This window comes from Lysobacter korlensis, from assembly GCF_042434515.1.
This window is the reverse complement of the sequence record NZ_JBHLTG010000003.1, coordinates 725,103-750,547: the sequence shown is the minus strand read 5'-3', so window position 1 is coordinate 750,547 and position 25,445 is coordinate 725,103. Positions and strand designations below refer to the sequence as shown.

The following is a 25,445-nucleotide window of genomic DNA, read 5'->3' as shown; positions in this document are numbered from 1 at the left end:
CGCGGCGTTCATATCGACTCCGCCGGCTGCAGCAGCTCCGGCGCTACGCACAGGACTGCCCGATGACCACGCTCGCCCGCTTCGCGCTCACCGTCGCGATGCTCTCCGCTCCGCCGTTCGCGCTCGCACAGACCGCCGTGCCCGCCCCAACGGTGGAGGGCGCACGCACGTACACACCGGCCGACTTCGAACGCTACTCACCGCGCAACGCGCTCGACATGCTCCAGCAGGTGCCCGGCTTCGTCATTCGCGATGCCGTGCAGGAGCGTGGCCTGGGCCAGGCAACCGGCAACGTGCTGCTCAACGGGCAACGCCTGTCCGGCAAGTCGAACGACGTGCTGGCGCAGCTCGGCAGGATTCCCGCGGATAACGTGGTCCGCATCGAGATCCGGGACGGCGCGACGCTGGACATCCCGGGGCTGTCGGGCCCCGTTGCCAACGTCGTTGCCAAGGCCGGCGGTATCAGCGGCTCGTGGAAGTGGCAGCCGGAATTCCGCGAGTACTACACCGACCCGCAGCTCACCCGCGGGGAAGTGTCGGTCAGCGGCGCCTACCGCAGCATCGACTACACGCTGGGGCTGGAGAACCGCGCCAACCACAGCGGCGCCGGCGGCGGCACCGACATCTACAACGCCGACGGCACGCTGCGCGAAACGCGCGTTGATGCATGGACCGGGGAGAACAACCAGCCCCGCCTCAGCGCGACGCTCGGCTGGCACGGCGCCGACGGCGCGACAGGCAACCTCAACGCTTCGTGGCAGAAGGTGTACTTCGACTATGTCGAGGACGGCCTACGCGTCGGCCCCGGCCTGGTGGACCGTGAACGCGCCGTCCGGCAGGAGGTGCGCGGCTACAACTACGAGGTCGGTGGCGATTACGAATTCGGTCTGGGCAGCGGGCGGCTCAAGCTGATCGGACTCAACCGGTACGAAGACCGGCCGGTGCTGACCACCGTCGAGACGCGGTTCGCCGATGGCGCGCCCGCGGTCGGCAGCCGCTTCATCCGCGACGGTGAGGAAACCGAGCGCATCGCCCGTGGCGAGTACCGGTGGAAGGCTGGCGGCGACTGGCAACTCTCGGCCGAATACGCGTTCAACCGCCTCGACAACGTCTCCGAGCTCTATCTGCTCGACCCGGGCGGCATCTACCAGCCGGTCGCCCTGCCCGGCGGCACCGCAACCGTCGAGGAGGACCGCTACGAGGCGATGGCGACCTACGGCCGCACGCTCTCGCCCACTTTATCGATGCAGCTCAGCGTCGGGGGCGAGTACTCACGGCTGTCACAGGCCGGCGGTGGCGGGCTGACGCGTGCGTTCCGGCGTCCGAAAGGCCTGGCTTCGGTCGCGTGGAAGCCGATGCCGGGGCTGGACGTCAACGTCCAGCTGCAGCGGCGGGTCGGTCAGCTCAACTTCTACGACTTCCTTGCGTCGGTTGATCTCAACGAGGACCAGGCCAACGCCGGCAACCCCGACCTCGTGCCGCCGCAGACCTGGGAACTCGAGCTCGAGGCCGTGCGGGACCTTGGCGCCTACGGCAACACGACGCTACGGCTCTACACCCAGCGCATCGACGACATCGTCGACATCGTGCCGATCGGCGAAACCGGCGAAAGCCCCGGCAACATCGACCGGGCCACGCGCCACGGTCTGGAATGGAAAAGCACGTTCAACCTCGATCCGATCGGCTGGCGCGGCGCGAAGCTCGACACGGCGGTGGGGTTCGAAGAAAGCCGCGTGCGCGACCCGCTGACCGGGGAGCTGCGCCCGATCAGCAACAACCTGCAGGAGTACGCCGAACTCGGCCTGAGGCACGACGTTCCAGCCACCGACTGGGCCTGGGGCGGCAACGTCGGCTACTCGTTCCACGCACGCGATTACCGGCTCACCGAAGTCGGCCGAATGTGGGAGGGGCCGATCTGGGGCAGCCTCTTCATCGAGCGCAAGAACCTCAAGGGGCTGACGCTGCGCTTCACCGCCGGCAACCTGCTGGACGCCACGAGCATGTGGGACCGCGTGGTCTACGTCGATCGACGCACCGGGCCTGTGGACTTCATCGAAGACCGCCACCGCAGGATCGGGCCGGTCTATTCGTTCTCGGTGTCGGGTACGTTCTGAGGCGCGCCATCCTGCGGTGGTGCGTGTCGGGAGCGCCGCGCAGCGCGGCCATCAGCGGCCGTGCTGGCGGTGCCGCTGCCTGTCCCGTTCGAATGCGGCCCGCTCGCCGTCATCGAGTTCCAGAGACGTCGTCCGGCCATGCGCGGCGGACTGCACGGCCGCCTCGAGCACGGCGGTCACTGCGACCGCTTCGCTGGGCGTGACCGGGTTCGACCCCTTGCCGTGCAACGCGTCGCAGAGATGCGCGTAGAACCGCGACTGGTCGCCGCGTGGCGTGGGGATGCGCGTGTGGGTCACGCCGTCATGGAGAACAAGATCGTCGGAGTCGACGCCCCACTCCGCATCACCCGGCCGCATGCCACTGATCAGTTGCGCTTCCTGCGGGTCGGGCTGCTGTTTGATCGCACTACCGCGCGTCCCATGCACGACGAAGCGGGCCGCAGGTATCGCCGACAGCATCCCTGCATGCAGCACCGCGCGAACCGACCCGAAACCGAGCACCACGTGGGCCCAATCGTCGGTCGTCGCACCGTCGCGTTGCGTGGCGAGGTCTGCCTGCACCGTGTCGGGCAGACCGAACAGCTGCAGCGCCTGGTCGACCAGGTGCGGCCCCAGATCCCACCAGAGCCCTGACCCGGGGCCCGATCGCTCCCGCCATCGCTCGCGCACCTGCGGACGGAAGCGCTCGAGCCGTGATTCTAGGTGCTTCACGTCGCCGATGAGGCCGTTATCGATAGCGTAGCGAATGGCGAGGAAATCGCTGTCCCAGCGGCGGTTCTGGAACACCGCGAGCACGCGCTGCTGCCGCTCGGCAGGCGCTGCAAGCTGCCGCGCGTCGCGCAGGCTCGGGGTGAACGGCTTGTCGACCACCACGTGCTTTCCCGCTTCCAGCGCTGCGCGCGCGAGCGGCACGTGGCTGTCGTTCGGGGATGCGATGACCACCAGCCCAATGTCCGGATCGGTCGCGGCGCGCATCGGGTCGCTGACGACATCGACCGCGGGTAGGTCTGCATGCACCTTGCCTGCGTCGCTTGACGCGACACGGGTCAGCGCGAGCCCGCCGACAGCGCTGATCAGCGGCGCATGGAATGTGCGCCCGGCGAAGCCGTAGCCGATCAGCGCAACGGCAATCGGCTCGCTCAACTCGTGCATGGTCATCTCAGCCTGTCAGGTGCATGCACCGTGCGTGTGCTCATAGGTGGCGGGCGGCCATCCAGATCGCCATCACCACCATCATCACGTTCTCCGTCAGCGAGACGAAGCCGAGCGGAACGCGGCTGCTGCCACCGACGCATGCGCATTTCAGCTCGCGCCGGTCGATGTATACCGCCTTGAATACGGATACCGCGCCGATACCCCCGATAAAAAGTGCGATCGGCACCGACAACCAGGTCAGCGCTTCGGCGGCCATCAGCACGCCTGCCACCAGTTCCGCGAACGGGTACACGTACCCGTACGGCACCCAGCGCTTCGCCAGCAGGTCGTAGTTGAGGAACATCGTCGCGAACGCATCGACGTCCTGCAGCTTCAGCAGCGCAAGCACCGCCATGCTGAAGGCGATGAACCACTCGGCCGTGTGCATCGGTACGAACACCCCGAACGCGGACCAGCTGGTCGCGAGCGCCAGCAGCGCGGTCACCACGAAGACCGCCACGACCGGCCGGTAGCTCGTCGCACCCGGCTGCGCCACCTTCAGGCCGAACCAGCGCCGCAGGTCGTCGTACCCGCCGACCCGCTTGCCGTCGATGAACGTCTGCGGCGTCGTCTTGACCTCGTGCTGCGCCTTGAACGCGTCGGTCTCCTCGCGCGTCGTCAGCCAGCGGTCCTCGACCGTGTACCCCTTGCGCCGCAGCAGGTGCAACGCCTTCAGCCCATAGGGGCACGTGTGTTTGGGCATGACCATCCGGTAGACGGTCGCCGTTTTCGGGTTTGGATCGGCCATCGGTAGCTCCACGCGTACGACGCGGCGCTCACGCACGGTGCGCAACTCCGCATGGCCGATGCTAGTGCAGTGCACGAATCCGTGGGGTGATCGGCGGGACGCGCCGAACGACGGGGGGCTTGCTGGCCCGCGTGCGTTGCCGAGGTCCGCCCCGGTTACGCGCTGCCCCGCGTTCGCGCGTCGGTCCCGCCGGGGCAACATGGCGCAAGGCTGCGGTCTCATTCGCGGCTTGACCAGCGTCTCGCCCGCCGCGCCAACATTGTCATCGTTTGGCGGGACCGTATCCCGTGTCGCCGCGTAGTGTGAACGGCGCCCGGGTTCCCTGCGGTCGCGCTGGGTAGCTTGGCCACCGACGGGCGCGTGCGCGGCCGAAGGTGATGATCATGAAGACGTGGCGTTTCGCGTTGTTGCTGGCACTGGCTGCATTCGGCAGTACGCATGCGTCCGAACCCGTCGCCACGACGGTTCGCAACGAGCAGGGCATCGAGCTGCGGGCGTGGTATTTCGCCCCCGACGTGGCCGCCGCCTCGCACCCGGCCGTGGTAATGCTGCACGGCTGCTCCGGCGTGTTTTCCTACAGCAAGCCGAACTCGACCCACAGCAACCTGCAGAAACTGTTTGTCGAGTGGGGACGGCGGCTCAGCCGCGCGGGCTATGCAGCCTTGTTGATCGACAGCTTCACCGCGCGCGGCCACGACCAGAACCAGTGCGGGAACGGGAGCGCAGGCACCAACGAAGTGGTGGACCGCGCATTCGACGCGCTTGCCGGCTACGAGGCCCTGATCGCCAGGGCCGCATACCGCGTGGACCCCAACCGCGTTGCCGTGCTCGGCTGGTCGCAGGGCGGCAGCACCACGATGTCCGTGCTCGACATCAGCACCTGGCCTGCCGTGTTCAAGATGGGCATCGCGTTCTACCCGGCCTGCGGGCTCCAGAACGCGTACGGCGGCGTCCGCGGCAGCACATACGCGCCCTATTCGCCGCTGCACCTGGTGTTCGGCACCGACGATCCGTTCTACACATCCGGCTACTGCCAGACCCGCCAGCAGAACGCGATCGAACTCGGCTCGACCGAATTCAAGCCGATGTGGGCCTACCTCAACGCCGACCACAGCTTCGACTACTGCACTGCGACGAACAGCAACTGCAGCACGGCGGATGTCGAAGCCAAGGCCAGTGCGGACCCGTACGTGATGCAGATCCTCGGCGGCTTGTAGCTCGCCGAACGGCACGCTCTGTCGATCAGGCCTCGCGGCCCGCGGCTGCTGCGCTGCCGTCAGGGCCCTATTCGTCTTCGTCGTCCCAGATATCGTCGTCGAGTAGCCCATCCTCGGGTGTGCCCGCCTCTTCGGGGTCGACTGCCGCGGCAGGCTCGAGCAGCGTGTAGTCGTCGACATCGGGGCTGCGGATCCTGCGCGACACCGGATAGGCCTCCAGCGCCGGCTGCGACATGCGCAGCAGGAACCCGGCGGGCGCCGACGGGCCCCTGATCCATTCCGCGACCTTCGCCGCCGGCATGAACAATGGCCCGTCGGGCACCAGCGGCGGCGGGATCGCCGGATTGCGGTGCGTCAGGATCGCGAACGAATACAGCTCGGGCTCGTCCTTGTCCCAATGGTCCCAGAGCCCTGCTGCAAACAGCACCTCACCCGACTCGGGCTGGATGAAGTACGGCCGCGCCGGCTTCGCGCCACGGTCCCATTTGTAATAGCCGGTCATCGGTACGACACACCGGGTGCTTTCCCAAGGCCGTTTGAAGATACGGCTCGACGGCGCACGCTCCAGGCGTGCGGTGACCGTCGTGTAGCGTGTTTCCGGCAGCTTCGACCAGCGCGGCACCAGCCCCCAGTCGAAGTCCTCGACACGCAGGCCGTCGCCGCGGTCGAAGATCACGGCCGCCGGCTTTCGCTTCGCGATGTTGTATCGATCGGGCGCGCTGCCCAGCGCATCTGCGACCTCGGCCGGCAGTCCGCTCGGCAGCGCGTCGGGGACGAACGCCTGGACGAACCTGCGCACGCGCGGCGTCGCGTCAGGCGAACGACGCCCACAGCAACAGCACGAACGCGCTGACCGCGAGCACCGCGTGCAACGTGGTCAGGCCGCCGGGGATCAGGCGGTCGCGCAGGTGGTAGACGAGGTTCAGCACCACGCCCAGCACCGCCGCGACCACGAACAGCACGGCCGCGAGGGCCGCGCTCCATGGCACGCCCACCGTGAAAGCCGCATAGATCAGCAACGTCAGCCCTGCCGCCGCGAGCAGGCCATGCGCCATCGCGAGCCAGGATGGCGGGTTGTGCTTGTGCCCGAAGAACCGGGACGCGGCCATTGCCAGCCCGCCGAGCGCGGCGAGTGCGAACAGAGCGGAAGCGGTCTGCAACATCGTCATCGAGTCCATTGCCAGTCTCCGGTCGGGTATCGGGGCACTTCAACCCGAGAGGTAGCACCGCGCGGGTGAGCCCGCTGTCAGTCCCGCCGGTGCTTGCGACGCGGATCCGCGCCCCGTGGTGATGGCGTGAGCGGCCGTCCGCATGGGCCGTACGTATGCTTGAGGCTTTCCAACCGGGTATCCCGATGCGCCTCCTGCCGACGACCGCCCTGCTCACCCTTGCATTGGCCGGCTGCCAGAGCGTCCCTGCTCCCGATGCACCGGGCGCGGCCGCTGCCACTGCCGCTTCCCGCGTGGACAGTGCGCCGGACGCGCGCTTCGCCGAAATCTCAAGGCGCTGGCTCGACGGCTGGATGGCACTGAACCCGATTGCCGCGACCCAGCTCGGCGACCACCGCTTCGACGATCGCATCGACGACCTCGATGCCGAGGGTCGGCAGCGCCTCGTGGACTTCAGCCGGTCACTGCTTGCCGAACTCGACGCGCTCGATACCAGCCGGCTCTCGCGCGAGAACCAGGTCGATGCGCTGATCCTGCGTAACCAGTTGCGTTCGGATATCTGGAACATCGAAACGTTCCAGTCGTGGGCGCGCGACCCGCAGGTCTACACGGGCCTCGCCGGAAGCGCGATCTACAACCTGATGGCACGCGAGTTCGCCCCGATGCCGCAGCGCCTGAAGTCCGCTACGGCGCGCATGCAGCAGATTCCGACGCTGTTCGCGCAGATGCGCGAAAACATCGACCCGGCGCGCGTTCCGAAGATCCACGCCGAAACGGTTGCGAAGCAGCATGCGGGCCTGCTGCAACTGGTCGACCAGTTCATCACTCCGAACGCCGGCCAGCTCAGCGGCGCCGACCGCGAACGGCTCGATGCCGCGGTGGCGAACCTTCGCAAGGCGGTTGCCGAACAGCAGACGTGGCTCGACAAGACCCTGGTGCCGAATGCGAAGGGCGACTTCCGCATCGGTGCCGAGCTCTACGACCAGAAGCTGCAGTTCGCCCTGATGTCATCGCTGTCGCGCGCGGAGATCGGCGAGCGCGCACGCGCCGAACTGCAGCGCGTGCGCGCCGAGATGTACGACATCGCGCGCCAGGTGCTGCAGGGGCGCCGTGGCGCGCCGCCGACGCCGGCCAACCCGACCGACGCGCAGCGCCAGAAGGCAATCGAGGCGGCGCTAGAACTCGCCTATGCCGAGCGTCCTTCGCGCACGAACGTCGTCGAGGCTGCGAAGCAGGCGCTCGACGTCGCTACTGAATTCGTGCGCGAAAAGGACCTCGTCACCGTGCCGGCCGATCCGGTCGAGATCATCCTGATGCCGGAGTTCCAGCGCGGCGTCGCGGTGGCATATGCCGACTCGCCCGGCCCGCTCGACAAGGGGCTGGACACGTACTACGCGATCTCACCGATCCCCGACGACTGGACCGACGCCCAGGCCGAGTCGTTCCTGCGCGAATACAACAACCGCATGATCCACCTGCTCAGCATCCACGAAGCGATGCCCGGGCATTACCTCGAGGGCGCCCATTCGGCCCGCCACCCGTCCATCCTGCGCGGCGTGTTGCGCTCCGGTCTGTTCGCCGAAGGCTGGGCGGTCTACACCGAGGACATGATGGCCGACGCGGGCTACATGGATAACGACCCGCTGTTCCGCCTCGTGCAGCTCAAGTTCTACCTGCGCACGATCGCGAACGCGATCCTCGACCAGGGCGTGCATGTCGACGGCTGGAGCCGTGACCAGGCGATGCGCCTGATGACGCACGACACCTTCCAGCAGGAGCGCGAAGCGGCCGGTAAGTGGGTGCGAGCGCAGCTTACGAGCGCACAGTTACCGACGTATTTCGTCGGTTCGGCCGAGCATTTCGACACCCGCAAGGCCGTCGAAGCGAAGCGAGGCGAAGCGTTCGATCTGAAGACCTACCACGATCAGGTGCTGTCCTATGGTGCCCCGCCGGTGAGGTTCGTGCGGCAGTTGATGCTGGACCAGCCGATCGAATGACGGACCTGAGGTGGCTCGGATGCTGTGGCGCCCGGCGTCCCCAGTATCCGAGCGGCCGGCCTCGGCGTCGGGCGGTCGCCGGTAGCTCGAGCGTAGACCGCAGCGGGCTGAATCGTTCGCACTTGTGCCGCATGCCACACGCGGAAACCGGCGCCGTTTCTCAGTTCGCTGGTTTCAACGGCCTAGACTGGCCGCAGGTAAATCTTCCGCGCATCACCGCGGTTGGACGTGGGTATGGCCGGCTGGATCCTTGCAGCGGCTGCAGCACTGCTGTTGTCTCTCCCTGCTCATGCACGTCAGCCGGACGAGCCGCCCGCCGGAACGCGTGCCGAGCACACCGTGGCCGAGGCTGCCGACGCGCCCGGCCGCGAACAGATCATGGCGATTCCGCCCGAGCTGCGCGCCCAGTTCGAGAAACAGGTGCTTGCTGCGGGCGGCAACCAGCAGCAGGTCCTGACCCGCTTGGTCGGCTTCCTGTTCGGGAAGTCCGGGCTCGGCATCACGTACCGCCACGATGCGACCTACACGGTGGCCGAGGCGTACCGCACCCGCACGGCGAACTGCCTGACGTTTACGCTGCTGACCGTCGCGCTGGCGCGGCAAGCCGGGCTCAAGGCCTACGGCCAGGGCATCGAGGACACCCTCACCTGGCACCAGGACCAGAGCCTGGTGTACCGGACGAACCACGTGAACGCCGGCGTGTCCGTGCAAACTCGACGCTTCGCCGTCGACGTGGCGCAGGACTCGGTAATAGCGCGCCACCCGGCGCAACCGATCGATGACGAGCGCCTGCTGGCGCTGTATTACAACAACCGCGCGATTGAACTGACCGGCAGTGGTCAGCGCGATGCGGCTGCGCGACACATGGCCGCATCGCTGCAGCTTGATCCCGGCTACGCGACCAGCTGGAGCAACGCCGGCGTACTGGAAATGCGCAAGGGCGATCTGCAGGCTGCGGAGCGCCATTACGAGCAGGCGCTGTCATTGGCACCGACGCACGTGGCGACGCTGGTGAATCTGGTCGCGCTCGAGGAGCGCCGCGGCAACGCCGCGCGCGCTGCGGCTTACCGCAAGCGGCTGGACAAGGAGCAGCTGAAGGATCCGTTCCACCAGTTCCAGCTGGCCCTCGAGCAGGAAAAGCGTGGCCAGTACGATCGCGCCGTCGGCCACTACCGAAACGCGATCCGCCTGCACGAGGGCGAGCACCGGTTCCATTCGGGGCTGGCGCGGGTGTACCTGCTGCTCGGGCATTCACGCCGGGCCGAGAAATCGCTCACGCGCGCACACGAGCTGAGCCAGGGCAGCGTGCGCGACCGTTACCTCGCCAAGCTCGAAAGTCTTCGCATGCAGCCGCGTTAAGCGCTGCACAAGGCGTGTTCTACCGCTGGCTGCGGATCGGGCCGCAGCGCTTGTCAGAGCTGAGCCCGCTCCTTAGCGAATCCATCAGGATCAACCGGCACCCTGCCAGCGCGCCAAGACCGCGACACGCCGCGGGCGGCTTTCGCTACCGGTGTCGTCTCCCGAAGCGCACAAAAAAACGGGGCGGTTCTCACCGCCCCGTTCTGATTACCAGATCCGCACCCGGTCTTCCGGCGCGACCCACAGCGGGTCGCCCTTGGTGATGCCGAACGCGTCGTACCAGGCGTCGACGTTACGCAGCGGCGCGAACGCGCGGATCTGGCCCGGCGAGTGCGTGCCATTGACCAGCTGCTGGCGCAGCGCGTCGTCGCGCCACAGGGTGCGCCACACCTGTGCCCAGCCCATGAAGAGGCGCTGGTCCCCGGTGAAGCCATCGAGCACCGGTGCAGGCTTGCCGTCCAGCGAGCGACGGTAGGCCTCCAGCGCGATCGTCACGCCGCCGAGGTCGCCGATGTTCTCGCCCATCGCCACCTTGCCGTTGATGCGCATGCCCGGCAGCTGCGGGAATTCGTAGGCCTCGTACTGTGCGCCCAGCTTCGCGGCCTGTGCCTCGAACTTTGTCGCATCGTCCTTGGTCCACCAGTCGCGAAGCACGCCGGCACCATCCGACTTGCGGCCCTGGTCGTCGAAGCCGTGGATGATCTCGTGGCCGATCACGCCACCGATCGCGCCGTAATTCACCGCGGGGTCGGCCTGCGGATCGAAGAACGGCGGCTGCAGGATCGCGGCCGGGAACACGATCTCGTTCTTGACCGACGAGTAGTACGCGTTGACGGTCTGCGGCGTCATGCCCCACTCGCCCTTGTCGACGTTCTTGCCGATGCGGGCACGGTCGTAATCCCATTCGAACTGCGCGGCGCGCTCGGCATTGCCGAACACATCACCGGCAACGACATTGAGGCCGCTGTAATCGCGCCACTTCTCCGGGTAGCCGATCTTCAGTCCGAAGCCATCGAGCTTGGCGAGCGCTTCCTTGCGGGTCTCCGGCCCCATCCACTCCAGACCGTTGAGCCGGGCGCGCATCGCCTCCTTCACGTTGGCGACCAGCGCATCCATCTTCGCCTTCGAGTCGGCCGGGAAGTACAGCTGCACGTAGTCGCGACCGATCGCCTCGCCCATCGCGTTCTCGGCGAACGCGACGCCGCGCTTCCAGCGCTCGCGCTGCTCGGGCTGGCCGGACAGGAACTTCGAGCGGAACTCGAACTCCGCATCGACGAACGCCTTCGGCAGCAGCGGCGCCGCCTGGTCGACGGTGTGGAATGCCTGCCACGCCTTCAGCGTGTCGAGGTCGGCACCGGCGAAGATCGAGGCGAGCTTCGGGAACGCCGTGTTCTGGCGCAGCACCGCGCGTTCGGCGTGGTCGACGCCGGCGGCTTTGAAGTAGGTCTTCCACGGGAAGCCCGGCGCGTTCTTTTCGAGTTCGGCCAGCGTCGCCGGGTTGTAGGTTTTGTCGCGGTCGCGGCTTTCCGCACGGGTCCAGTGCGCCTCGGCGATCTTCGTTTCAAGCGCGAGGATCTCCGCCGCGCGCTCGGCCGGCTTGCCCCAACCCGCCAGGCCGAGCATCTGCGCGATGTAGGCCTGGTAGCGCTCGCGTTGCGGCGCGAACTTCTCGTCCAGGTACATCTGTCGGTCGCCGAGGCCCAGGCCCGACTGGCTCAGGTACAGCGTGTAACGGTCGGGGTCGCGCTGGTCATCGGACACACCGGCGGCGAAGAAGCTGCGGCCGAAACCGCTGTTGGCCCGGCCCATCAGTTCGGCAATCGCCGCCTTGTCCTTCGCCGCGCGGATCGCATCCAGGCGCGGTTTCAGCGGCTTGGTGCCGATCGATTCAATCGCGGCCTCGTCCATGAAACCACGGTAGAGCGCTGCGACCTTCGCTTGGTCGTCGCCACTCGCGGGGTCCGCCGCCGGGTAGCTCTCGACCAGCTTGCGCACGCGCGCCTCGGACAGGTCGCGCAGCACGGCGAAGCCGCCGTAGCTCGAACGATCGGCCGGGATCGGGGTGTTCTTCGCCCAGTTGCCGTTGACGTAGCCGAAGAAGTCGGCGCCGGGCTTGACGCTGGTGTCCATGCCATCGGTGTCGATGCCCCAGCGACCGAGGCGCTTGGCTTCGATGACGTCGCCCGCTGTGCCGGCACCGGCGGCCTCGTTCTCGTAGAGCGCCTGCGTGTTGCAGGCATCGTCCAGGCAATCGCCGCGATCGCGCGCGGCAAGCGGTGCCGCGACCGTAAGCGCCATGGCCGTGGCGACGGCCAGCAGGGTCCTCTTCAAAGCGGTATCTCCGGTAGCAGCAATGGAAGGCAGCCCGGCGGGCCGCCGCACAGCGGGAGCATAGGTCGAAATCCGGCCCCGGCTTTTTCCGGATGTGTCTGGCCGCGGGGCGGCAACACTCCAGTGCGACGATTGTGCGGCCGTCCGCGCCCTCGTCGTTATGCTGCAGATGAACGACCGAGGAAACCTTCGCCATGCTTCGTCTGGTTCACGTTGCGGTCGCCGCAACTGTCTTGCTGCTCGGCACGCCTGTACAGGCGTCCGACTACGTTCCGCCGCGGCACGAGTGGGCGCGGCAGGCGCCCGGGGATGCCGGCTTTGATGCGGCCCGGCTCGCGGAAGCCGTCGCATATGCGAAGAGCAAGGCGGAAGTGCAGCCGTCGGACCTGCGCCCCGTGCTGCTCGAGTCATACGGAACCAAGGAGCCGAACTACCGGATCCTGGGCCCGCTGGTGCCACGCGACCAGGCCAGCGGTCTCATCATCCGCGACGGCCGCATTGTCGCCGAGTGGGGCGACATCGACCGCGTCGACATGACCTTCAGCGTGGTCAAGAGCTATCTGTCGACCGTCGCAGGGCTCGCGGTCGAGGACGGCCTGATCGCCTCGGTCGACGACCGTGTTGGCCCGTACGTGCCGGGGCCGTGGTTCGAAGGCGCACACAACGGTGCGATCACCTGGCAGCACCTGCTGCACCAGACCTCGGACTGGAGCGGCACGCTGTGGGACGTGCATGACTGGGCCGACCGTCCCGAGGGCGACGATCCTTCGAAGCGGCCGCTACGTGCGCCCGGCACGCACTACAAGTACAACGATGTGCGCATCAACCTGCTGGCGCTGAGCCTGCTGCACGTGCTGCGCGAGCCGCTGCCACGTGTGCTGAAAGCGCGCATCATGGACCCGATCGGCGCCAGCAACACCTGGCGCTGGCACGGCTACGAGAACTCGTGGGTGCCGCTGGATGGGCTGCAGATGCAGTCGGTCTCGGGCGGCGGCCATTTCGGCGGCGGCATGTTCATCAGCGCGGCAGACCATGCACGCTTCGGCCTGCTGATGCTGCGCAACGGCCGTTGGGGCAAGCAGCAGCTCGTGTCGGTGAATTGGATCGAGCAGGCCACTCGCCCCTCGCCCATCAAGCCTGACTACGGTTACCTGTGGTGGCTCAATACCGACCGCAAGGCGATACCCGCGGCGCCCGAATCGGCCTTCTGGGCCGCAGGGTTCGGTGGCAACTACATCTATGTCGACCGCGAGCACGATCTCGTAATCGTGCTGCGCTGGACGCCGGATCTGGAAGGCGTCGTGACACGCTTCATCGGCGCCCTCGAGGCAGACGCCCAGCCCGCCGCGCCACGGCCCCGCACGCGATAAAAGCAGGGCCTGCCGCGGTGGCAGGCCCTGCTCCCCCACCCGACCCGACTGTCAGGGCATCAGTACCGTGTCGACCACATGGATCACGCCGTTGCTCTGGTAGACGTCGGCGGTGGTGACCGTCGATGTGTTGCCCTTGGCATCGACGACGACCACGGAATTACCATTCATACGCGCGGTCAGCGTGCCGCCCTGCACCGTCTTGAGCTTGGCTTGTCCACCGCCCGACTGGATCTGCGACGCAAGTGCGCGCGCGTCGACCCGGCCCGGCACGACGTGGTACGTCAGCACCGTGGTCAGCATCTGCTTGTTCTCCGGCTTCAGCAGCGAATCAACCGTGCCGGCCGGCAGTTGCTCGAATGCGGCGTTGGTCGGTGCGAAGACCGTGAACGGCCCTGCCCCCTTCAGCGTATCGACGAGGCCGGCAGCCTTTACTGCGGCGACGAGCGTGGTGTGATCCGCGGAGTTGACCGCGTTATCGATGATGTCGCGGCTGCGGAGCATCGGTGCACCGCCGACCATGGGGTTCGTGTCGGCCGAGGCCGACGCCGACGCAGAAACCGAGGTATCAGCCGATGCGCCCGCCATCGAATCGCGGGTATTCACTGAGTCCATCGAGCAGGCTGCGAGCGACAGCATTGCAGCCGAGGACAGAGCGAGGGTAAGCAGTCTGTGGTTCATCGGTAGAACTCCGTTTGGAAAGGGGCTGACGCTCGGCGGCTGCGATCAATACGATCGCTGCAGATGGCGTCGTTACCTTTACTTACGGCTGTTCGGCCGGTGCGGATGCAGATGCTGCGCCCAGCGCACGCGCCCGTTTGGTTTCCGTACGGGCACCGTCAAAGTCCAAGGTGGGCAGCGGGCCGGTGTGCTGTCGCGAGCGCGCCTGCCCTACACGCAGCGAACGCGGACACGCCGCGCCGGTTCAGTGCGGCGTGTCCGTGTCGCGGCTAGAGCGCGCTCAGCTATCCAGCCAGCGCTCGAGGTCGTCACTGCCGCCGATGCGCTCGCCATCGATGAAGGTCTGCGGCGTCGTCGGGACACCATGCTCGGCCTTGAACGCGTCGGTCTCTTCGCGCGTCGACAGATGACGGTCCTCGACGGAGTAGCCGTTACGCTGCAGAAGCTCGAGAGATTTCACGCCGAACGGGCATACATGGTCGGGCAGCACCATGCGATACAGCGTGGCCTGCTTTGATTCGTTGCTCTGGCTGGACTGGTTCATGTCGCGGCTCCTGCGTGTGGATAGCGGGCCCACACGTTATCCGCGCAGATGCAATGACGAGGTCACGACGAACGCTTGCGCAACAGCGTGATTGCAAGCGCGGGCGCCGAGGCTCTACCCGTCACATACGGCCCCGCTACGGGCGGCCGAGATACACACGCATGCCGATCAGCAACGCCGACCTCCGAGCTTCAGTCGGCCTCGGCAGCCGCTTCGCGTCCCTGCTGACGGATCAGCGCTTCTTCGCGCGCATCATTGATCGCATGTCGCAGGCCGTCGAGGTCGACATCGCCCTGCTCGTGCACGAAGCGACCGGTGAGCGCTGTATCAGGCTGCAGTTCGCCGGCTTCGAACAGCGCCCACATCTCCTCCGCGTACCAGGTGTCGAGCAGCTCTGGCGCCCAACGGCCGAGGCTTGCAGTGAGATTGTTGACGTCGCGGATCAGCATCCGCCGCGCCGCGTTGTTGCCGGCTGCGCTTACGACCTGCGGGAAATCGATGACGATCGGACCGTCGGGGCCGACGAGTACGTTGTACTCGGACAGGTCGCCATGGATCAGTCCGCAGCACAGCATGCGCACGACCTGCCTTACGAGCACCGCGTGAAACTCGCGCGCCTGCTCGGCCGTCAGCTCGAGCTCACCGAGCCGCGGTGCGGAATACCCGTCCGCATCAGTGACCAGCTCCATGACCAGCACGCCGTGGTAGTAACCGTACGGTTCCGGCACGCGCACGCCCGCATCGCGCAGCAGGTAAAGCGCGTCGACCTCGGTGTTTTTCCAAGCGGCCTCCTGCTGCTTCCGCCCGTAGTTGGTGGCCTTCCCGATCGCACGCGCCTCGCGGCTGCCACGCACCTTGCGGCCTTCTTGATACTGCACGCGCTGCTGAAAGCTGCGCTGCGCCATGTCCTTGTAGACCTTTGCACAGCGCACATCGTCACCGCTGCGGACAACGTAAACGGCGGCTTCTTTTCCGCTCTTGAGCGGGCGCAGCACTTCGTCGATGACGCCGTCATCGATCAGCGCTTCGAGCGCCTTCGGGGTTTTCATGCAGATCCGGAAACGATTGCCACGGTGGGCAGGCATCTTCGCATCTTGCGAACGCAAGCCCCAGCGCGCACGAGGGCCGCGTTCATGCAATCGCGATCGGGCAGCCGCAAAGCGCGGCCCGTTTCGAAGCGGGAGCGTCTCGCGCGGGTAGCGCGGGCGCGGCGCGAACCTAATGAACAGCCCGTTACAGAAGGCATTGCGGCCTTCACCCTGCTGGCAGCCGCTCGTGCGTAGCGTGCGCTTCGGCCCATGGGCCACCCCACCCGACCGAGGACAACAACGATGAACATCAAACATCCGATCGCGATGATGAGTACCGCGGTACTGACGCTTGCGCTTGGCGCATGTGCGCATACCGACGACAACGCCATGGCCGCAGGTTCTGCCGACGCCCGCGCGTCGACGTCAACGGCTTCCGCTGGCGCACGGGGCAGCGCAGGCGCGTCGTCGTCGCAGATGGGCTCGTCGAGCATGGGTTCGTCGAACATGGGCACGTCGAGCAGCGGCTCGTCGAACATGGGTCATTCCGGTTCGCACGGCTCGACCACGACCGGGGCAGCATCCGCAGGGTCCGCGACCGCTGGGTCGACTGGAATGGACGGCGCCCGCGGCCCGATGACAATCAACTCGGCGACCGAAGCACTGGCGCTGGTCGCGACCGTCGACCAGATGGAAATCGCGCTTTCGCAGCAGGCGAAGGCGAAGAAGGTCACCGGCCCGGTGATGGCATACGCCGACATGATGGTCGCGCAGCACACGCCGCACCTGGCGCAGACGCGCGCGATGATCGAGAAGATGGGCGGCATGCCGGCTGACGGCACGACGATCCAGAAGCTGATGGCCGCCGGCAAGCTCAGTCAGGATCGCCTGGGCGCGTTGCAGGGTGATGCGTATGCACGCGCCTACGTCGAGCACATGGTGGCGAGCCACCAGCACGCGATCGCAATGGTGGATGCGTCGATGAATGTGGCGACCGACCCGGCCGCGCGCGACTTCATGATGAAGACCCGGCAGGCGCTGCAGATGCACCTCGAGCGTGCCCAGCAGCTTCAGGGTCAGCTCGGCGGCTGAGGACTTGCTGCCCGGCGAACGGCGGGCGCTGCGGCCCGCCGCGGGGCGAAGGGATCGCAAGTCGGCCGGGCACCGCGCAACTGTCCGTCAACTACATCCATGCCCGCTTCGCCGGCAATCAAACGAAAACGGCCCAACCGTGTCTTTAGGCGGGGCCATTGCGCAACCCGGGCACCACGCCCGGGTTGGAGCAGAGGCATGAAACAGTCCGGAACACTGATCCACGATGCCGCGTATGCACTCGCGTTCCATGCGCTGGAGCCACGCCCGGAGCAGCCACGCGCGTTGCTCATCCTGCTGCACGGCGTGGGTGGCGACGAACACCAACTGGAGCCACTGGGCGCCGCCACCGCTGAAGACGTTCTCGTGGTGCTTCCACGCGGGCCGCGTTCGATCAGCGGCGACAGGTTGGGCTGGTTTCGCGAGGGGCTCAGCGAAGATGGTCCACAGATCGTTGAGGACGAGGCCGAAGATGCGCGGCTGAAGCTCGTCGAGTTCATTTCGCAGCTGCAGCAGCGCTTCGGCGTGCCGCCATCACATACCGTGGCCGCGGGCTTCAGCCAGGGCGGAATTCTCAGCGCGAGCGTCGCGCTTACTGAGCCCTCGTGTCTTGCGGGCTTCGGGATGGTCGGCGGGCGCCTGATGCCGGAACTGGAACCCCAGGTCGCATCGGTCGATTCATTTCGCCATCTGGACGCCCTGGTCGTGCACGGGCGCAACGACGAAACCCTGCCGCTCCAATGGGCCGAACGCGCGGAAGCCTGGCTCATGCGACTCGGGGTGGCGCACGAGCTGCGGTTGCACGACGCCGGGCATGAGCTCACCCCTGCAATGGAGTGGGATGTCCTCGACTGGTTCAGCGCCGCGGACAAGCGCTGGAACCAGCCACGCGAGGATGTGGGCCCCGACTCGTAGGACGACGCTGAGTCGCGGGACGACTCTGCGCCGCTATAAGCCGTGTGCCGCGAAATCCGCTGTCGCTGTGCGTGCCGCGCGCGCGTCGTCACAACGCAATGCCGGTGCTCGAGCGACTCATCAGACGAGTAGGTCGGCACGGCGATGCTGACGCGGGCACCGACTGCGACCGCCTACTCTTCCGCGCGGCCCGTGTTCTGCGCGGACACGTGAAATCCCGCCGCCTTCTTCGCTGCGTTGCGTGCCGCGAAGTGCGACAGCGGAATCGCGCGCACGCGTGCCAGCTCGAGCTGCTCGGCGTCGTCCGCACTGATCCCGGCCGCCTCGGCAAGCGCGAGCAGCGTTACGCCAAGGCCCCCGAGCTCCTGTGCCAACTCGCCCACAGGCTTTGAATACACGTGGTCGATCAACCGGTGCAGCATCGCGGCATCGCACCCGCAGGCCTGCGCGGTCTCGATCGCTTCCTCCGCCAGCCTGAGTCCGCGTTGCGCGACCGAGCGCGCGTCGTGGTCACCGAATGCAGCAACGCACCACTCATGCGTCTGCGCCTGCCGCTCATCCCTGCCCTGCAGCACCGCCCCTCCGCCCTGACCTGCGCCCACTGTGCTCATCTCTTCTCCGGTCTGCCTGACGTCGTGAGGGTACGGCGATGAGCCCGACGTGGGAACGGCCCGACGGGACGCACGCTCGCTGCGCTTCAGTACGGCGGCCGAATCGGTCGAGGCTATGCCGGCGCGCGGACCAGCTCAGGCAGCCGTACCGAGCGAGCGCACGCGCTTGAGCGCGTACATCGATGCGTCGGCGCGCCGCAGCAGTGCCTCGATGTCGGCGTGCCCGCCGTTCGCGACCGCGACGCCGACGCTGGCGCCGCGATAGTGGATGTCTCGTCCATCGATCCAGTAGATGCCGCGCGTGCAGTCGATGAGGCTTGCGCGGATCGCTTCGGCCGACAGCTCGGCGCCATGCGGCCCGACCGGAGCGGCCACGACGAACTCGTCGCCGCCGAAGCGTGCCACCAGGTCCGCCGCGCGCCGGCTGGCAAGGATGCGCTGCCCGACTGCCGCAAGCAGCTGGTCGCCGGCTTCGTGCCCGTAGGTGTCGTTGATCGCCTTGAAGCCGTCCAGATCGACGAACGCCACAACGATCGCCGATCCGTCCCGCTCGATGCGTGCCAGCATCCGCGTGAGTTCCTGCAGCAGCGCGCGTCGGTTGGGCAGGCAGGTCACCGGATCGGTAAGGGCCGAGGCAGCCAATTCGGCGTTTGCCTGCTGCAGCTGCACGAGCAACCGCTCGCGTTCGACGTGTTGCCCGATCAACTGGGAGAACATGCCCAGGATCTTTTCGGCATCGGCGGTGAGCGGTGCACGCGACGAGCTTGCGGCGCAAAGTGTTCCGTAGAGCTCGCCGCAGCTGGTGCGCACTGGGGTGCTGACATACGTGTTGATGCCCAGCGCACGCGCGGCTTCGGAGTCGCCCCAGCACGTGCCGACGTCGTCGGTGAACGTCCGGCCTTCGTCGAGCGAGCGCTTGCAGAGCGTGTCCTCCCACGGCGCCGATAGTCCCTCAGGAATCTGCAGCTGGCGGGAGTTGCGCGCGTAGACGATGTGCTGGAAGCCCTTGTCCAGGTCGATCGTCGTGAGGTACGTGGATTCCAGGCCCGTCACCGCCTCGAGCATCTCGAGCAGCGGGCGGGTGAGGTCCTCGAGCGTCCGGGCGGACGAGATCGAGTCTGCAAGCTGGGCGAGGATGGCTTCCATGGACTGCACGAGTGGACCTGACGTCCTCGTCAACGGCCCCCGGCTCCGCGGCTTGAGGGCACTTCGCGGCTGCCGGCAGATTGCGACAAGCCGGCGCGAGCGGTCGGGCCCGGCCGGCGCGCCCGGCACGTGCGCCCCGGCCACCATACGCCCGCGTTTACCAGTCGCCAGCGTGATCAGCAGCCCGGAGCGTCCCGGACCGCGGCAGGAACCCTATGACGTGTCTCGGTCGGCGCGTCGATCTCGGCTCGCGGGCCTCTCCACGGTCGACACGTCCGTGAAGGGGCTCACCGAACTGGTTCAGCAGCCCGCGCTACTGCCGGTTTGATGCCCCCTTGATGGCCGTCCCGCTCTGATGGGGGTGCCCGCGCCGCCGATGCCGCTTATCCGGCTGCGGCGCAGCCACAGAGGAGTACGTAGATGAGCAACCGACAGAAAGACTCGAGCCATAACCAGGCTCAGCACCGCGGCATGAACAATACCGATCCGCAGGCCAAGCACGATCAGGAGAGCCAGGACTGGGTGGACGCCCGCAACTCGCAGGATCCAGACGCGCCGGGCGGCAAGCGCCGCTATATGCACGGGGAAGAAGACAACAAGACGCAGTGAACCCGCTAGCGGACGCGATCGCCGTTGGGATCGCGCCGCGTAGCAGCCGCGGTCGGCGTCAGCGGGCGTCCCGCCGCGGCAGGGTCCACTCGGGTCGGATGAAGTGGCAGGTGTAGCCGTTCGGGTACCGCTCCAGGTAATCCTGGTGTTCGGGCTCGGCCTCCCAGAAGTCACCGACCGGCGCTACTTCGGTCACCACGCGCCCGGGCCACATGCCAGATGCTTCCACGTCGGCGATCGTGTCCTCGGCGATCTGCTTCTGTTCGGGTGAGTCGTAGTAAATCGCGGACCGGTACGACATCCCGCGGTCATTGCCCTGGCGGTTGGGTGTGGTCGGATCGTGGATCTGGAAGAAGAATTCCAGCAGCCGGCGGTATGTGATCTTCGAAGGATCGAACACGATCTCGATCGCTTCGGCATGCGTGCCGTGGTTGCGGTAGGTCGCATTCGGAACATCTCCGCCGCTGTAGCCGACGCGTGTCGAGACCACGCCCTCCTGCTTGCGGATCAGATCCTGCATGCCCCAGAAGCAGCCGCCGGCGAGTACCGCGCGCTCAGTGGTCATCGCACGTCCTCCACCTGGTCGAGGTAGGCGCCGTAGCCCTGCGCCTGCATGTCGTCGCGATGGATGAAGCGCAACGATGCGGAATTGATGCAGTAGCGCAGCCCGCCACGATCACGCGGACCGTCGGGAAACACATGCCCGAGGTGACTATCGCCATGCGCCGAACGCACTTCCGTGCGGATCATCCCGTAGCTCGTGTCCCGCAACTCGCTGACGTTGGCCGGCTCGATCGGCTTGGTAAAGCTCGGCCAGCCGCAGCCCGACTCGTACTTGTCCGAAGAGGCGAACAGCGGCTCGCCCGACACGATATCGACGTAGATGCCCGGCTCCTTGTTGTTCAGATACTCGCCCGTGCCCGGCGCTTCGGTCCCGCTTTGCTGGGTCACGCGGTACTGCTCGGGCGAGAGCTTCGAAACTACGTCTGGATTCTTCGTGTACTGGCTCATCGGCAGCTCCTAGGGCGGCGTTGAGCAGAATGGATGAGGGCCGAAGCGGGCGAACTCAAGCCGCGGGGCGCGCTCCGGCCGCGGGCGCGAGCGCCGCTTCAGTACTCGCGCAGCCGGTCGACCAGCCCGCTGATCGGCAGGCCGGCCTCGAGCCTGCGGATCTTGCCGGCCACCTGTTCGCACGCGACCGCCACGTCCGTCAGTGCGGCGACGTGCGGCGTCATCTCGACGCGCGGGTGGCTCCAGAAGCGGTGGTCCGCGGGCAACGGCTCTTCGCGGAACACGTCCAGATAGGCGGCGCCCAGCGCACCCGTGTCCAGCGCCTCCAGCAGCGCACCGTCGTCGACGAGTTCGCCGCGCGAGAGGTTCGCCAACACCGCGCCCGCCGGCAGCAGCGCGAGCCGCACGCGATCCAGCAGCGTGTCGGTCTCGCGCGTCAGCGGCAGAAACAGCATCACGAGGTCGCTACGCCTGAGCAGCGCATCCAGACCGGCGTCGCCATGTTCACAGGCGACGCCAGGCAGGTCTTTCGCGCCGCGACTCCAGCCGCCGACATCGAACCCGAACCCGGCAAGCGCCTGCGCCACCGCGCCGCCGAGCACGCCCAGCCCGAGGATCCCGATGCGATAGCTCCCGCGTGTGCGCAACGGCTGCGGTGCCCACCGCGCTTGTGACTCGTCGCGTGCGTAATCGCGGAAGCGCCGGAACTCGCGCAGTGCGACATAGAGCGCGTACTCGACCATCTGGTCGGCCATGCCCGCGTCTTCCATTCGAACCAGCGGCACGTCGCGCGGCAGCGATGGCATTGCAAGCAGAGCGTTGACGCCTGCGCCCAGCGAGAACAACGCCTTCAACCGCTGTTGGCGCGCGAAGAGTTCCGGAGACGGCTTCCACACCACCGCGTAGTCGCAGTCGACGGCATCCGGCCCCGTGTGTATGCGCGCCTCGGGCAGGCAGGCGGCCAGCGCGCCTCGCCAGGCGTGCTGGTCCTTCGCAGTGCAGATCAGTACGTCCATCGGTCGCGTATCGTCCGGGCCGGATTCGGAGGTCGCTGCGATCAGCAGCCTTTCGCCGGCGCCCGCAGCGCCGACGACTTGCAGGCGATTGTCGCGCAGGCAGGCGGGTCATGTCCGCCGTCGGGTGTGGGCGCCGCGTACGGGCTGCGATCGGGCTCAGGGCGCGCAGGTAGACCTGACATGCACCGCCACACGCGCTGACCGAGCGAGCTGGAAGCCAACGTGGACCGCGCCCTGCCCCACGCCGCGGCCTAAGCCGCGGCGGCGTTACCCCCTACGCGATTACGAAGCCGTGGCGCCCTGCACAAGCCGCTTCGCCGTGCTCTTCGCGAAGCCGATCGTCGCGCGATGCAAGGCCCCGAGTGCGCGTCGGCGCGGTGGAATGCGCCAGCCCAGCCCGGCCTTGATCACGTTGAGGCACGGATGGCACCGGCCGCAGGGCTCCGTGCCGACCGGCCTGTGGCAGAACCACGTATCGAGCATGATCGGCCGCCAGCCGCGCGCATCCACCTCGCGCGCCATGTCCTGCTTGGTGATGTCGAACAGCGGGAACACGTACGAACCGAAAATCGTGCCCACGTCGGTGTGCTGCTCTGCCGCGGGGATGCGGTACGCGGGGTAGCCCGCAGGCGACCTGCCCTGCTCGACTAGATCGAGCAGCAGCGCTCCAGCACCGTAGCGCTCACGCTCGAAGCCGATTTCGACATCCTTGAGGTCGCGTTGCCGGCAGAACCGTGCCAACCAGTTGTACTGCGAACCTATCGGAAACTTGGCGGCCAGCCGGTTGAACGCCTGGTCGATCGCGGCGTCCGGCTGAAGTTCGGCGACGCGCGCGAACAACGTCGGACGCATGAGTTCGCGCGTGTACGGGTGAAGTTCCGCAAGACGCTCGCGGATACGGTCCATTGTTCGCAGTTCGACCTGCAGCGAGCCACGGTTGTCGTCGACGAGGTAGATCGGCGTCACCGGCTTGCGGTGAACAAGCAATACCCTCAGCAGTTGAAATGTCGAATCCCAACCGCTGGTCCAAAGCAGATGTACGGGTGCTGCGTCCTCGCCGGGCATTTGATCGTTCCGTCACTTTGCTGCTTCGAAGGACGCAGCGCCCGGGTCGAAGCGGCCACGGCCGGTTGGGAGCTGGTCAGCGTTGTGTACGTGAACGCTGCCTGCGGGCCCCGGGCCCCGTGTGATGCGGCCCGCGCCCTTCGATCACGACGCGCCCGGTGTCTTCCCGGCAGCCATATCGCTGCCTCGCCGTGGCGGTGCAACTCCCACAAAAGCGAAACGCGACCCGAGCGCCGTGCAATGCGACGGCGCTTGGGTCGCGTCCGAACCTCGTGTCAGGCCATCGCTGTGCGCTGCGTGAAGCGGCGGGCAGTCTTCTTCACCAGCCCGATCGTTGCGCGGTGCACGGCTGCGTAAGCGCGCCGATGCGACGGGATGCGCCAGCCCAGCCCCGCTTTGACCACCCCGACGCAGGGGTTGCACATGCCGCAGGGCTCGGTGCCCGCCGGACGGTGGCAGAACCATGTCTCGAGCATGATCGGACGCCACCCGCGGGCGTCGACTTCCTGCGCCATTTCCTGCTTGCTGATCTCGAACAGCGGGCACGCGTAAGCTCCGAAGACGAGCTGTGCATCCGGATGCTGGCCGTCCGGCGAGATGCGATGCACCGGATAGCCGGCCGCGGACGTGCCTGCCACGCCGAGATCGGTCAGCAGCGCACCCGCCCCGTTGCGCGTGCGCTCGAATCCGACCTCGACATCGCGCAAGCCGTGCTGGCGGCAGAACTTCGCAAGCCACTCGTACTGGGTGCCGATCGGGCACTCGCGAAGAAGTCGCGCGAATGCCTGCTCGATCTCCGGATCCGCCGGCAACTGCGACACGCGGTCGGACATCGTCGGCAGCATCAGCGTGCGCGTTTCCGGGTAGTGGCGTGCCAGCGCGTCGCGAATCCGCTCCATCGTGCGCAGCTCGACATCGAGCGACGAGCGGTTCTCATCGATCAGGTAGATCGGCCGCACCGGCAGACGATGAACCAGCAGCAGTCGCAGCAGCTGGAACGTGGAGTCCCAACCGCCGGTCCAGAGCAGGTGCACGGGGTCCGTGTTGTGGTTGTCCATTACGTTTGACGCCTTCTTTGTGCGCTCGGGTACACCCGTAGAACGGGGTTGGGCGGGATCCGGGGCCAACTCTGTCGATACCGCCCCATTTGGTTGTACTTAGGCGAGATTCAGTGCATCCCGGCCCGAGCTAGTGACCTGCGCCGGCCGGTGCCCCACGCCGGTCCTGACAGATGCGGTCGTGATCAGCGATGTGCCAGCGCGAATTCGAGGGCGGCGCACACCGCGGCCGCCTGCGCCGCGTTGCATTGCTCGGCCGTCGCCCGCGGGCTGTCCGGGTAGACCTCGGTCGTCGTCGTGTATCGCGCATCCGTGATGCCCGCGCACAGCGCGAGCTGCCGCACCGGGTAGTTGATGACGCCCGGCGCGACCACTGGCGATCCGATGATCTCGCCGTTGCGGTCGGCCGGCGCGATATGCGTGACCTTCGCGACTGCTTCGATCACCGCAGTCTGGAATTCGGGCTGCGGGTTTTCGCTGTCACCGACGGTGTAGAAACCGTCCGGGATTTCGCCGGCTTCGAACGACTCACCGTCGCGCGCCGCTTTTGCGGGACGGAACTCCGACTCGTCGGAGTCGGTGGTCTCGTGCAGGTCGATGTGCACCAGCACCCGCTCGCGCAGCGGCGCGACGAGTTTCATCAGCGCATCGGCCTCGGCTGAGCCTCCACCCTCGCGGAACGAACGGTTCGGGTCCACCGCATCGGGGTTCCACCGGTTCACGCGTTCGTAGCCCCACGGGCTGACGCACGGAACGACCAGCAGGTTGATCCGCCCGGCGAAGTCCGCCGCGTGCCGGTCGAGGAACTGCAGCGCACCGTGCACGCCACTGGTCTCATAGCCGTGCACGCCGCCGGTGACCAGGGCGATCGGGAGGTCGTCGTTCCACTCCCGGCTTCTGACCGCGAACAGCGGGTAGCGATCCGGCGGATAGTCCAGGCAGCCGTAATGCTCGACGTCGAAGCGACCGCGCAGCTGCTCGATCCTGGCAAGCACATCGCTTTCGTAACTGCGCCGGCGCGATTGCCGCGACCGCCATTCGTCGCGCTCGGCATCGCCCCAGGCGGTACCGGGCGTGCCGATGGGATAGAAGGCCTGGGCTGCACTCATGTCGACCGCCTGCGTGGGTGCGTGAAGGGCGCCGACTCTAGCACCAGACCAGAGCGATGCT

General features: G+C 67.1%; 24 protein-coding genes. 8 read left to right on the top strand and 16 right to left on the bottom strand.

Annotation, left to right across the window (positions count from 1 at the left end):
* Positions 1-62 precede the first annotated feature (62 nt).
* On the top strand, positions 63-2,114 hold the full coding sequence (locus tag ACFFGH_RS16445) for a TonB-dependent receptor plug domain-containing protein (RefSeq protein ID WP_386670165.1): 2,052 nt from the start codon (positions 63-65) through the stop codon (positions 2,112-2,114).
* Positions 2,115-2,165: 51 nt separating this feature from the next.
* On the opposite strand, the gene ACFFGH_RS16440 is transcribed toward ACFFGH_RS16445, so the two are convergent.
* Together ACFFGH_RS16440 and ACFFGH_RS16435 are read right to left on the bottom strand one after the other, a co-directional pair.
* Positions 2,166-3,266, bottom strand: a complete 1,101-nt coding sequence (locus tag ACFFGH_RS16440) for an oxidoreductase (RefSeq protein WP_386670163.1) — start codon at positions 3,264-3,266, stop codon at positions 2,166-2,168.
* Positions 3,267-3,306: 40 nt separating this feature from the next.
* Positions 3,307-4,056 (bottom strand): MauE/DoxX family redox-associated membrane protein, encoded by a 750-nt coding sequence (locus tag ACFFGH_RS16435; RefSeq protein WP_386670161.1) that lies wholly within the window; start codon positions 4,054-4,056, stop codon positions 3,307-3,309.
* Positions 4,057-4,439: 383 nt separating this feature from the next.
* Between ACFFGH_RS16435 and ACFFGH_RS16430 the strand changes: the two genes are divergently transcribed.
* The gene (locus ACFFGH_RS16430) at positions 4,440-5,273 is read left to right on the top strand and encodes a dienelactone hydrolase family protein (RefSeq protein ID WP_386670159.1); all 834 of its coding nucleotides are present in this window, start codon (positions 4,440-4,442) and stop codon (positions 5,271-5,273) included.
* A 67-nt stretch (positions 5,274-5,340) separates the two neighbouring features.
* On the opposite strand, the gene ACFFGH_RS16425 is transcribed toward ACFFGH_RS16430, so the two are convergent.
* Together ACFFGH_RS16425 and ACFFGH_RS16420 are read right to left on the bottom strand one after the other, a co-directional pair.
* Entirely contained in the window at positions 5,341-6,072 is a 732-nt protein-coding gene (locus tag ACFFGH_RS16425; RefSeq protein WP_386670157.1) for an SOS response-associated peptidase, read from the bottom strand.
* Positions 6,073-6,085: 13 nt separating this feature from the next.
* Positions 6,086-6,451, bottom strand: coding sequence for a hypothetical protein (locus ACFFGH_RS16420; protein WP_386670156.1), 366 nt, complete (start codon positions 6,449-6,451; stop codon positions 6,086-6,088).
* A 176-nt stretch (positions 6,452-6,627) separates the two neighbouring features.
* Here ACFFGH_RS16420 and ACFFGH_RS16415 point away from each other — a divergent pair, with 176 nt between their 5' ends.
* Together ACFFGH_RS16415 and ACFFGH_RS16410 are read left to right on the top strand one after the other, a co-directional pair.
* The gene (locus tag ACFFGH_RS16415) at positions 6,628-8,439 is read left to right on the top strand and encodes a DUF885 domain-containing protein (protein WP_386670154.1); all 1,812 of its coding nucleotides are present in this window, start codon (positions 6,628-6,630) and stop codon (positions 8,437-8,439) included.
* A 234-nt stretch (positions 8,440-8,673) separates the two neighbouring features.
* Positions 8,674-9,798: a tetratricopeptide repeat protein gene (locus ACFFGH_RS16410; RefSeq protein WP_386670152.1), complete on the top strand. Its 1,125-nt coding sequence runs from the start codon at positions 8,674-8,676 to the stop codon at positions 9,796-9,798.
* Positions 9,799-10,005: 207 nt separating this feature from the next.
* On the opposite strand, the gene ACFFGH_RS16405 is transcribed toward ACFFGH_RS16410, so the two are convergent.
* Complete coding sequence (locus tag ACFFGH_RS16405) at positions 10,006-12,129, bottom strand: M13 family metallopeptidase (RefSeq protein WP_386670150.1); 2,124 nt, start codon at positions 12,127-12,129, stop codon at positions 10,006-10,008.
* A 194-nt stretch (positions 12,130-12,323) separates the two neighbouring features.
* Between ACFFGH_RS16405 and ACFFGH_RS16400 the strand changes: the two genes are divergently transcribed.
* Positions 12,324-13,499 carry a serine hydrolase domain-containing protein gene (locus tag ACFFGH_RS16400; protein WP_386670148.1) on the top strand — a complete coding sequence of 392 codons (1,176 nt, stop codon included), beginning with the start codon at positions 12,324-12,326 and terminating at the stop codon, positions 13,497-13,499.
* Positions 13,500-13,550: 51 nt separating this feature from the next.
* Here the strand turns inward: ACFFGH_RS16400 and ACFFGH_RS16395 are convergent, their stop codons facing one another.
* From ACFFGH_RS16395 to ACFFGH_RS16385, 3 genes are all read right to left on the bottom strand, one after another.
* A complete protein-coding gene (locus ACFFGH_RS16395) occupies positions 13,551-14,114 on the bottom strand; it encodes a fasciclin domain-containing protein (RefSeq protein ID WP_386670276.1) in 564 nt (187 codons plus the stop codon).
* A gap of 346 nt (positions 14,115-14,460) precedes the next feature.
* Positions 14,461-14,724 carry a glutaredoxin domain-containing protein gene (locus tag ACFFGH_RS16390; protein WP_386670147.1) on the bottom strand — a complete coding sequence of 88 codons (264 nt, stop codon included), beginning with the start codon at positions 14,722-14,724 and terminating at the stop codon, positions 14,461-14,463.
* Between the two features lie 191 nt (positions 14,725-14,915).
* Positions 14,916-15,773 carry a PA4780 family RIO1-like protein kinase gene (locus ACFFGH_RS16385; protein ID WP_386670274.1) on the bottom strand — a complete coding sequence of 286 codons (858 nt, stop codon included), beginning with the start codon at positions 15,771-15,773 and terminating at the stop codon, positions 14,916-14,918.
* A gap of 282 nt (positions 15,774-16,055) precedes the next feature.
* On the opposite strand from ACFFGH_RS16385, the gene ACFFGH_RS16380 reads away from it, so the two are divergent.
* Positions 16,056-16,844 carry a DUF4142 domain-containing protein gene (locus ACFFGH_RS16380; RefSeq protein ID WP_386670145.1) on the top strand — a complete coding sequence of 263 codons (789 nt, stop codon included), beginning with the start codon at positions 16,056-16,058 and terminating at the stop codon, positions 16,842-16,844.
* A gap of 198 nt (positions 16,845-17,042) precedes the next feature.
* A complete protein-coding gene (locus ACFFGH_RS16375; RefSeq protein ID WP_386670144.1) occupies positions 17,043-17,759 on the top strand; it encodes an alpha/beta hydrolase in 717 nt (238 codons plus the stop codon).
* A 173-nt stretch (positions 17,760-17,932) separates the two neighbouring features.
* Here ACFFGH_RS16375 and ACFFGH_RS16370 read toward each other — a convergent pair whose 3' ends face one another.
* Together ACFFGH_RS16370 and ACFFGH_RS16365 are read right to left on the bottom strand one after the other, a co-directional pair.
* Positions 17,933-18,370, bottom strand: a complete 438-nt coding sequence (locus tag ACFFGH_RS16370) for a hypothetical protein (RefSeq protein ID WP_386670142.1) — start codon at positions 18,368-18,370, stop codon at positions 17,933-17,935.
* 135 nt (positions 18,371-18,505) lie between these two features.
* Positions 18,506-19,516, bottom strand: a complete 1,011-nt coding sequence (locus ACFFGH_RS16365) for a sensor domain-containing diguanylate cyclase (RefSeq protein WP_386670140.1) — start codon at positions 19,514-19,516, stop codon at positions 18,506-18,508.
* Between the two features lie 420 nt (positions 19,517-19,936).
* Between ACFFGH_RS16365 and ACFFGH_RS16360 the strand changes: the two genes are divergently transcribed.
* Entirely contained in the window at positions 19,937-20,125 is a 189-nt protein-coding gene (locus ACFFGH_RS16360; RefSeq protein ID WP_386670139.1) for a hypothetical protein, read from the top strand.
* Positions 20,126-20,183: 58 nt separating this feature from the next.
* Here ACFFGH_RS16360 and msrA read toward each other — a convergent pair whose 3' ends face one another.
* From msrA to ACFFGH_RS16330, 6 genes are all read right to left on the bottom strand, one after another.
* A complete protein-coding gene (gene msrA, locus ACFFGH_RS16355; RefSeq protein WP_386670137.1) occupies positions 20,184-20,690 on the bottom strand; it encodes a peptide-methionine (S)-S-oxide reductase MsrA in 507 nt (168 codons plus the stop codon).
* Positions 20,687-21,136 (bottom strand): peptide-methionine (R)-S-oxide reductase MsrB, encoded by a 450-nt coding sequence (msrB, locus tag ACFFGH_RS16350; protein ID WP_386670135.1) that lies wholly within the window; start codon positions 21,134-21,136, stop codon positions 20,687-20,689. The genes msrA and msrB overlap by 4 nt, the downstream gene beginning before the upstream one ends.
* A 98-nt stretch (positions 21,137-21,234) precedes the next feature.
* Positions 21,235-22,152 carry a 2-hydroxyacid dehydrogenase gene (locus ACFFGH_RS16345; protein WP_386670133.1) on the bottom strand — a complete coding sequence of 306 codons (918 nt, stop codon included), beginning with the start codon at positions 22,150-22,152 and terminating at the stop codon, positions 21,235-21,237.
* A 282-nt stretch (positions 22,153-22,434) separates the two neighbouring features.
* On the bottom strand, positions 22,435-23,118 hold the full coding sequence (locus ACFFGH_RS16340; RefSeq protein ID WP_386670132.1) for an adenine nucleotide alpha hydrolase family protein: 684 nt from the start codon (positions 23,116-23,118) through the stop codon (positions 22,435-22,437).
* A 374-nt stretch (positions 23,119-23,492) separates the two neighbouring features.
* Positions 23,493-24,275, bottom strand: coding sequence for a hypothetical protein (locus ACFFGH_RS16335; protein ID WP_386670130.1), 783 nt, complete (start codon positions 24,273-24,275; stop codon positions 23,493-23,495).
* 185 nt (positions 24,276-24,460) lie between these two features.
* Positions 24,461-25,384: a M14 family metallopeptidase gene (locus ACFFGH_RS16330; RefSeq protein WP_386670129.1), complete on the bottom strand. Its 924-nt coding sequence runs from the start codon at positions 25,382-25,384 to the stop codon at positions 24,461-24,463.
* Positions 25,385-25,445: the final 61 nt, after the last annotated feature.

What these genes read in the sequence shown, in the direction of transcription:
- ACFFGH_RS16345 (WP_386670133.1), bottom strand. Translation starts at nt 22,152, where the DNA reads ATGGACGTACTGATCTGCACTGCGAAGGACCAGCACGCCTGGCGAGGC.
- ACFFGH_RS16435 (WP_386670161.1), bottom strand. Translation starts at nt 4,056, where the DNA reads ATGGCCGATCCAAACCCGAAAACGGCGACCGTCTACCGGATGGTCATG.
- ACFFGH_RS16360 (WP_386670139.1), top strand. Translation starts at nt 19,937, where the DNA reads ATGAGCAACCGACAGAAAGACTCGAGCCATAACCAGGCTCAGCACCGC.
- ACFFGH_RS16365 (WP_386670140.1), bottom strand. Translation starts at nt 19,516, where the DNA reads ATGGAAGCCATCCTCGCCCAGCTTGCAGACTCGATCTCGTCCGCCCGG.
- ACFFGH_RS16385 (WP_386670274.1), bottom strand. Translation starts at nt 15,773, where the DNA reads ATGAAAACCCCGAAGGCGCTCGAAGCGCTGATCGATGACGGCGTCATC.
- ACFFGH_RS16410 (WP_386670152.1), top strand. Translation starts at nt 8,674, where the DNA reads ATGGCCGGCTGGATCCTTGCAGCGGCTGCAGCACTGCTGTTGTCTCTC.
- ACFFGH_RS16375 (WP_386670144.1), top strand. Translation starts at nt 17,043, where the DNA reads ATGAAACAGTCCGGAACACTGATCCACGATGCCGCGTATGCACTCGCG.
- msrA (WP_386670137.1), bottom strand. Translation starts at nt 20,690, where the DNA reads ATGACCACTGAGCGCGCGGTACTCGCCGGCGGCTGCTTCTGGGGCATG.
- ACFFGH_RS16420 (WP_386670156.1), bottom strand. Translation starts at nt 6,451, where the DNA reads ATGGACTCGATGACGATGTTGCAGACCGCTTCCGCTCTGTTCGCACTC.
- ACFFGH_RS16380 (WP_386670145.1), top strand. Translation starts at nt 16,056, where the DNA reads ATGAACATCAAACATCCGATCGCGATGATGAGTACCGCGGTACTGACG.
- ACFFGH_RS16415 (WP_386670154.1), top strand. Translation starts at nt 6,628, where the DNA reads ATGCGCCTCCTGCCGACGACCGCCCTGCTCACCCTTGCATTGGCCGGC.
- ACFFGH_RS16330 (WP_386670129.1), bottom strand. Translation starts at nt 25,384, where the DNA reads ATGAGTGCAGCCCAGGCCTTCTATCCCATCGGCACGCCCGGTACCGCC.
- ACFFGH_RS16400 (WP_386670148.1), top strand. Translation starts at nt 12,324, where the DNA reads ATGCTTCGTCTGGTTCACGTTGCGGTCGCCGCAACTGTCTTGCTGCTC.
- msrB (WP_386670135.1), bottom strand. Translation starts at nt 21,136, where the DNA reads ATGAGCCAGTACACGAAGAATCCAGACGTAGTTTCGAAGCTCTCGCCC.
- ACFFGH_RS16395 (WP_386670276.1), bottom strand. Translation starts at nt 14,114, where the DNA reads ATGGACTCAGTGAATACCCGCGATTCGATGGCGGGCGCATCGGCTGAT.
- ACFFGH_RS16440 (WP_386670163.1), bottom strand. Translation starts at nt 3,266, where the DNA reads ATGCACGAGTTGAGCGAGCCGATTGCCGTTGCGCTGATCGGCTACGGC.
- ACFFGH_RS16445 (WP_386670165.1), top strand. Translation starts at nt 63, where the DNA reads ATGACCACGCTCGCCCGCTTCGCGCTCACCGTCGCGATGCTCTCCGCT.
- ACFFGH_RS16370 (WP_386670142.1), bottom strand. Translation starts at nt 18,370, where the DNA reads ATGAGCACAGTGGGCGCAGGTCAGGGCGGAGGGGCGGTGCTGCAGGGC.
- ACFFGH_RS16430 (WP_386670159.1), top strand. Translation starts at nt 4,440, where the DNA reads ATGAAGACGTGGCGTTTCGCGTTGTTGCTGGCACTGGCTGCATTCGGC.
- ACFFGH_RS16335 (WP_386670130.1), bottom strand. Translation starts at nt 24,275, where the DNA reads ATGGACAACCACAACACGGACCCCGTGCACCTGCTCTGGACCGGCGGT.
- ACFFGH_RS16390 (WP_386670147.1), bottom strand. Translation starts at nt 14,724, where the DNA reads ATGAACCAGTCCAGCCAGAGCAACGAATCAAAGCAGGCCACGCTGTAT.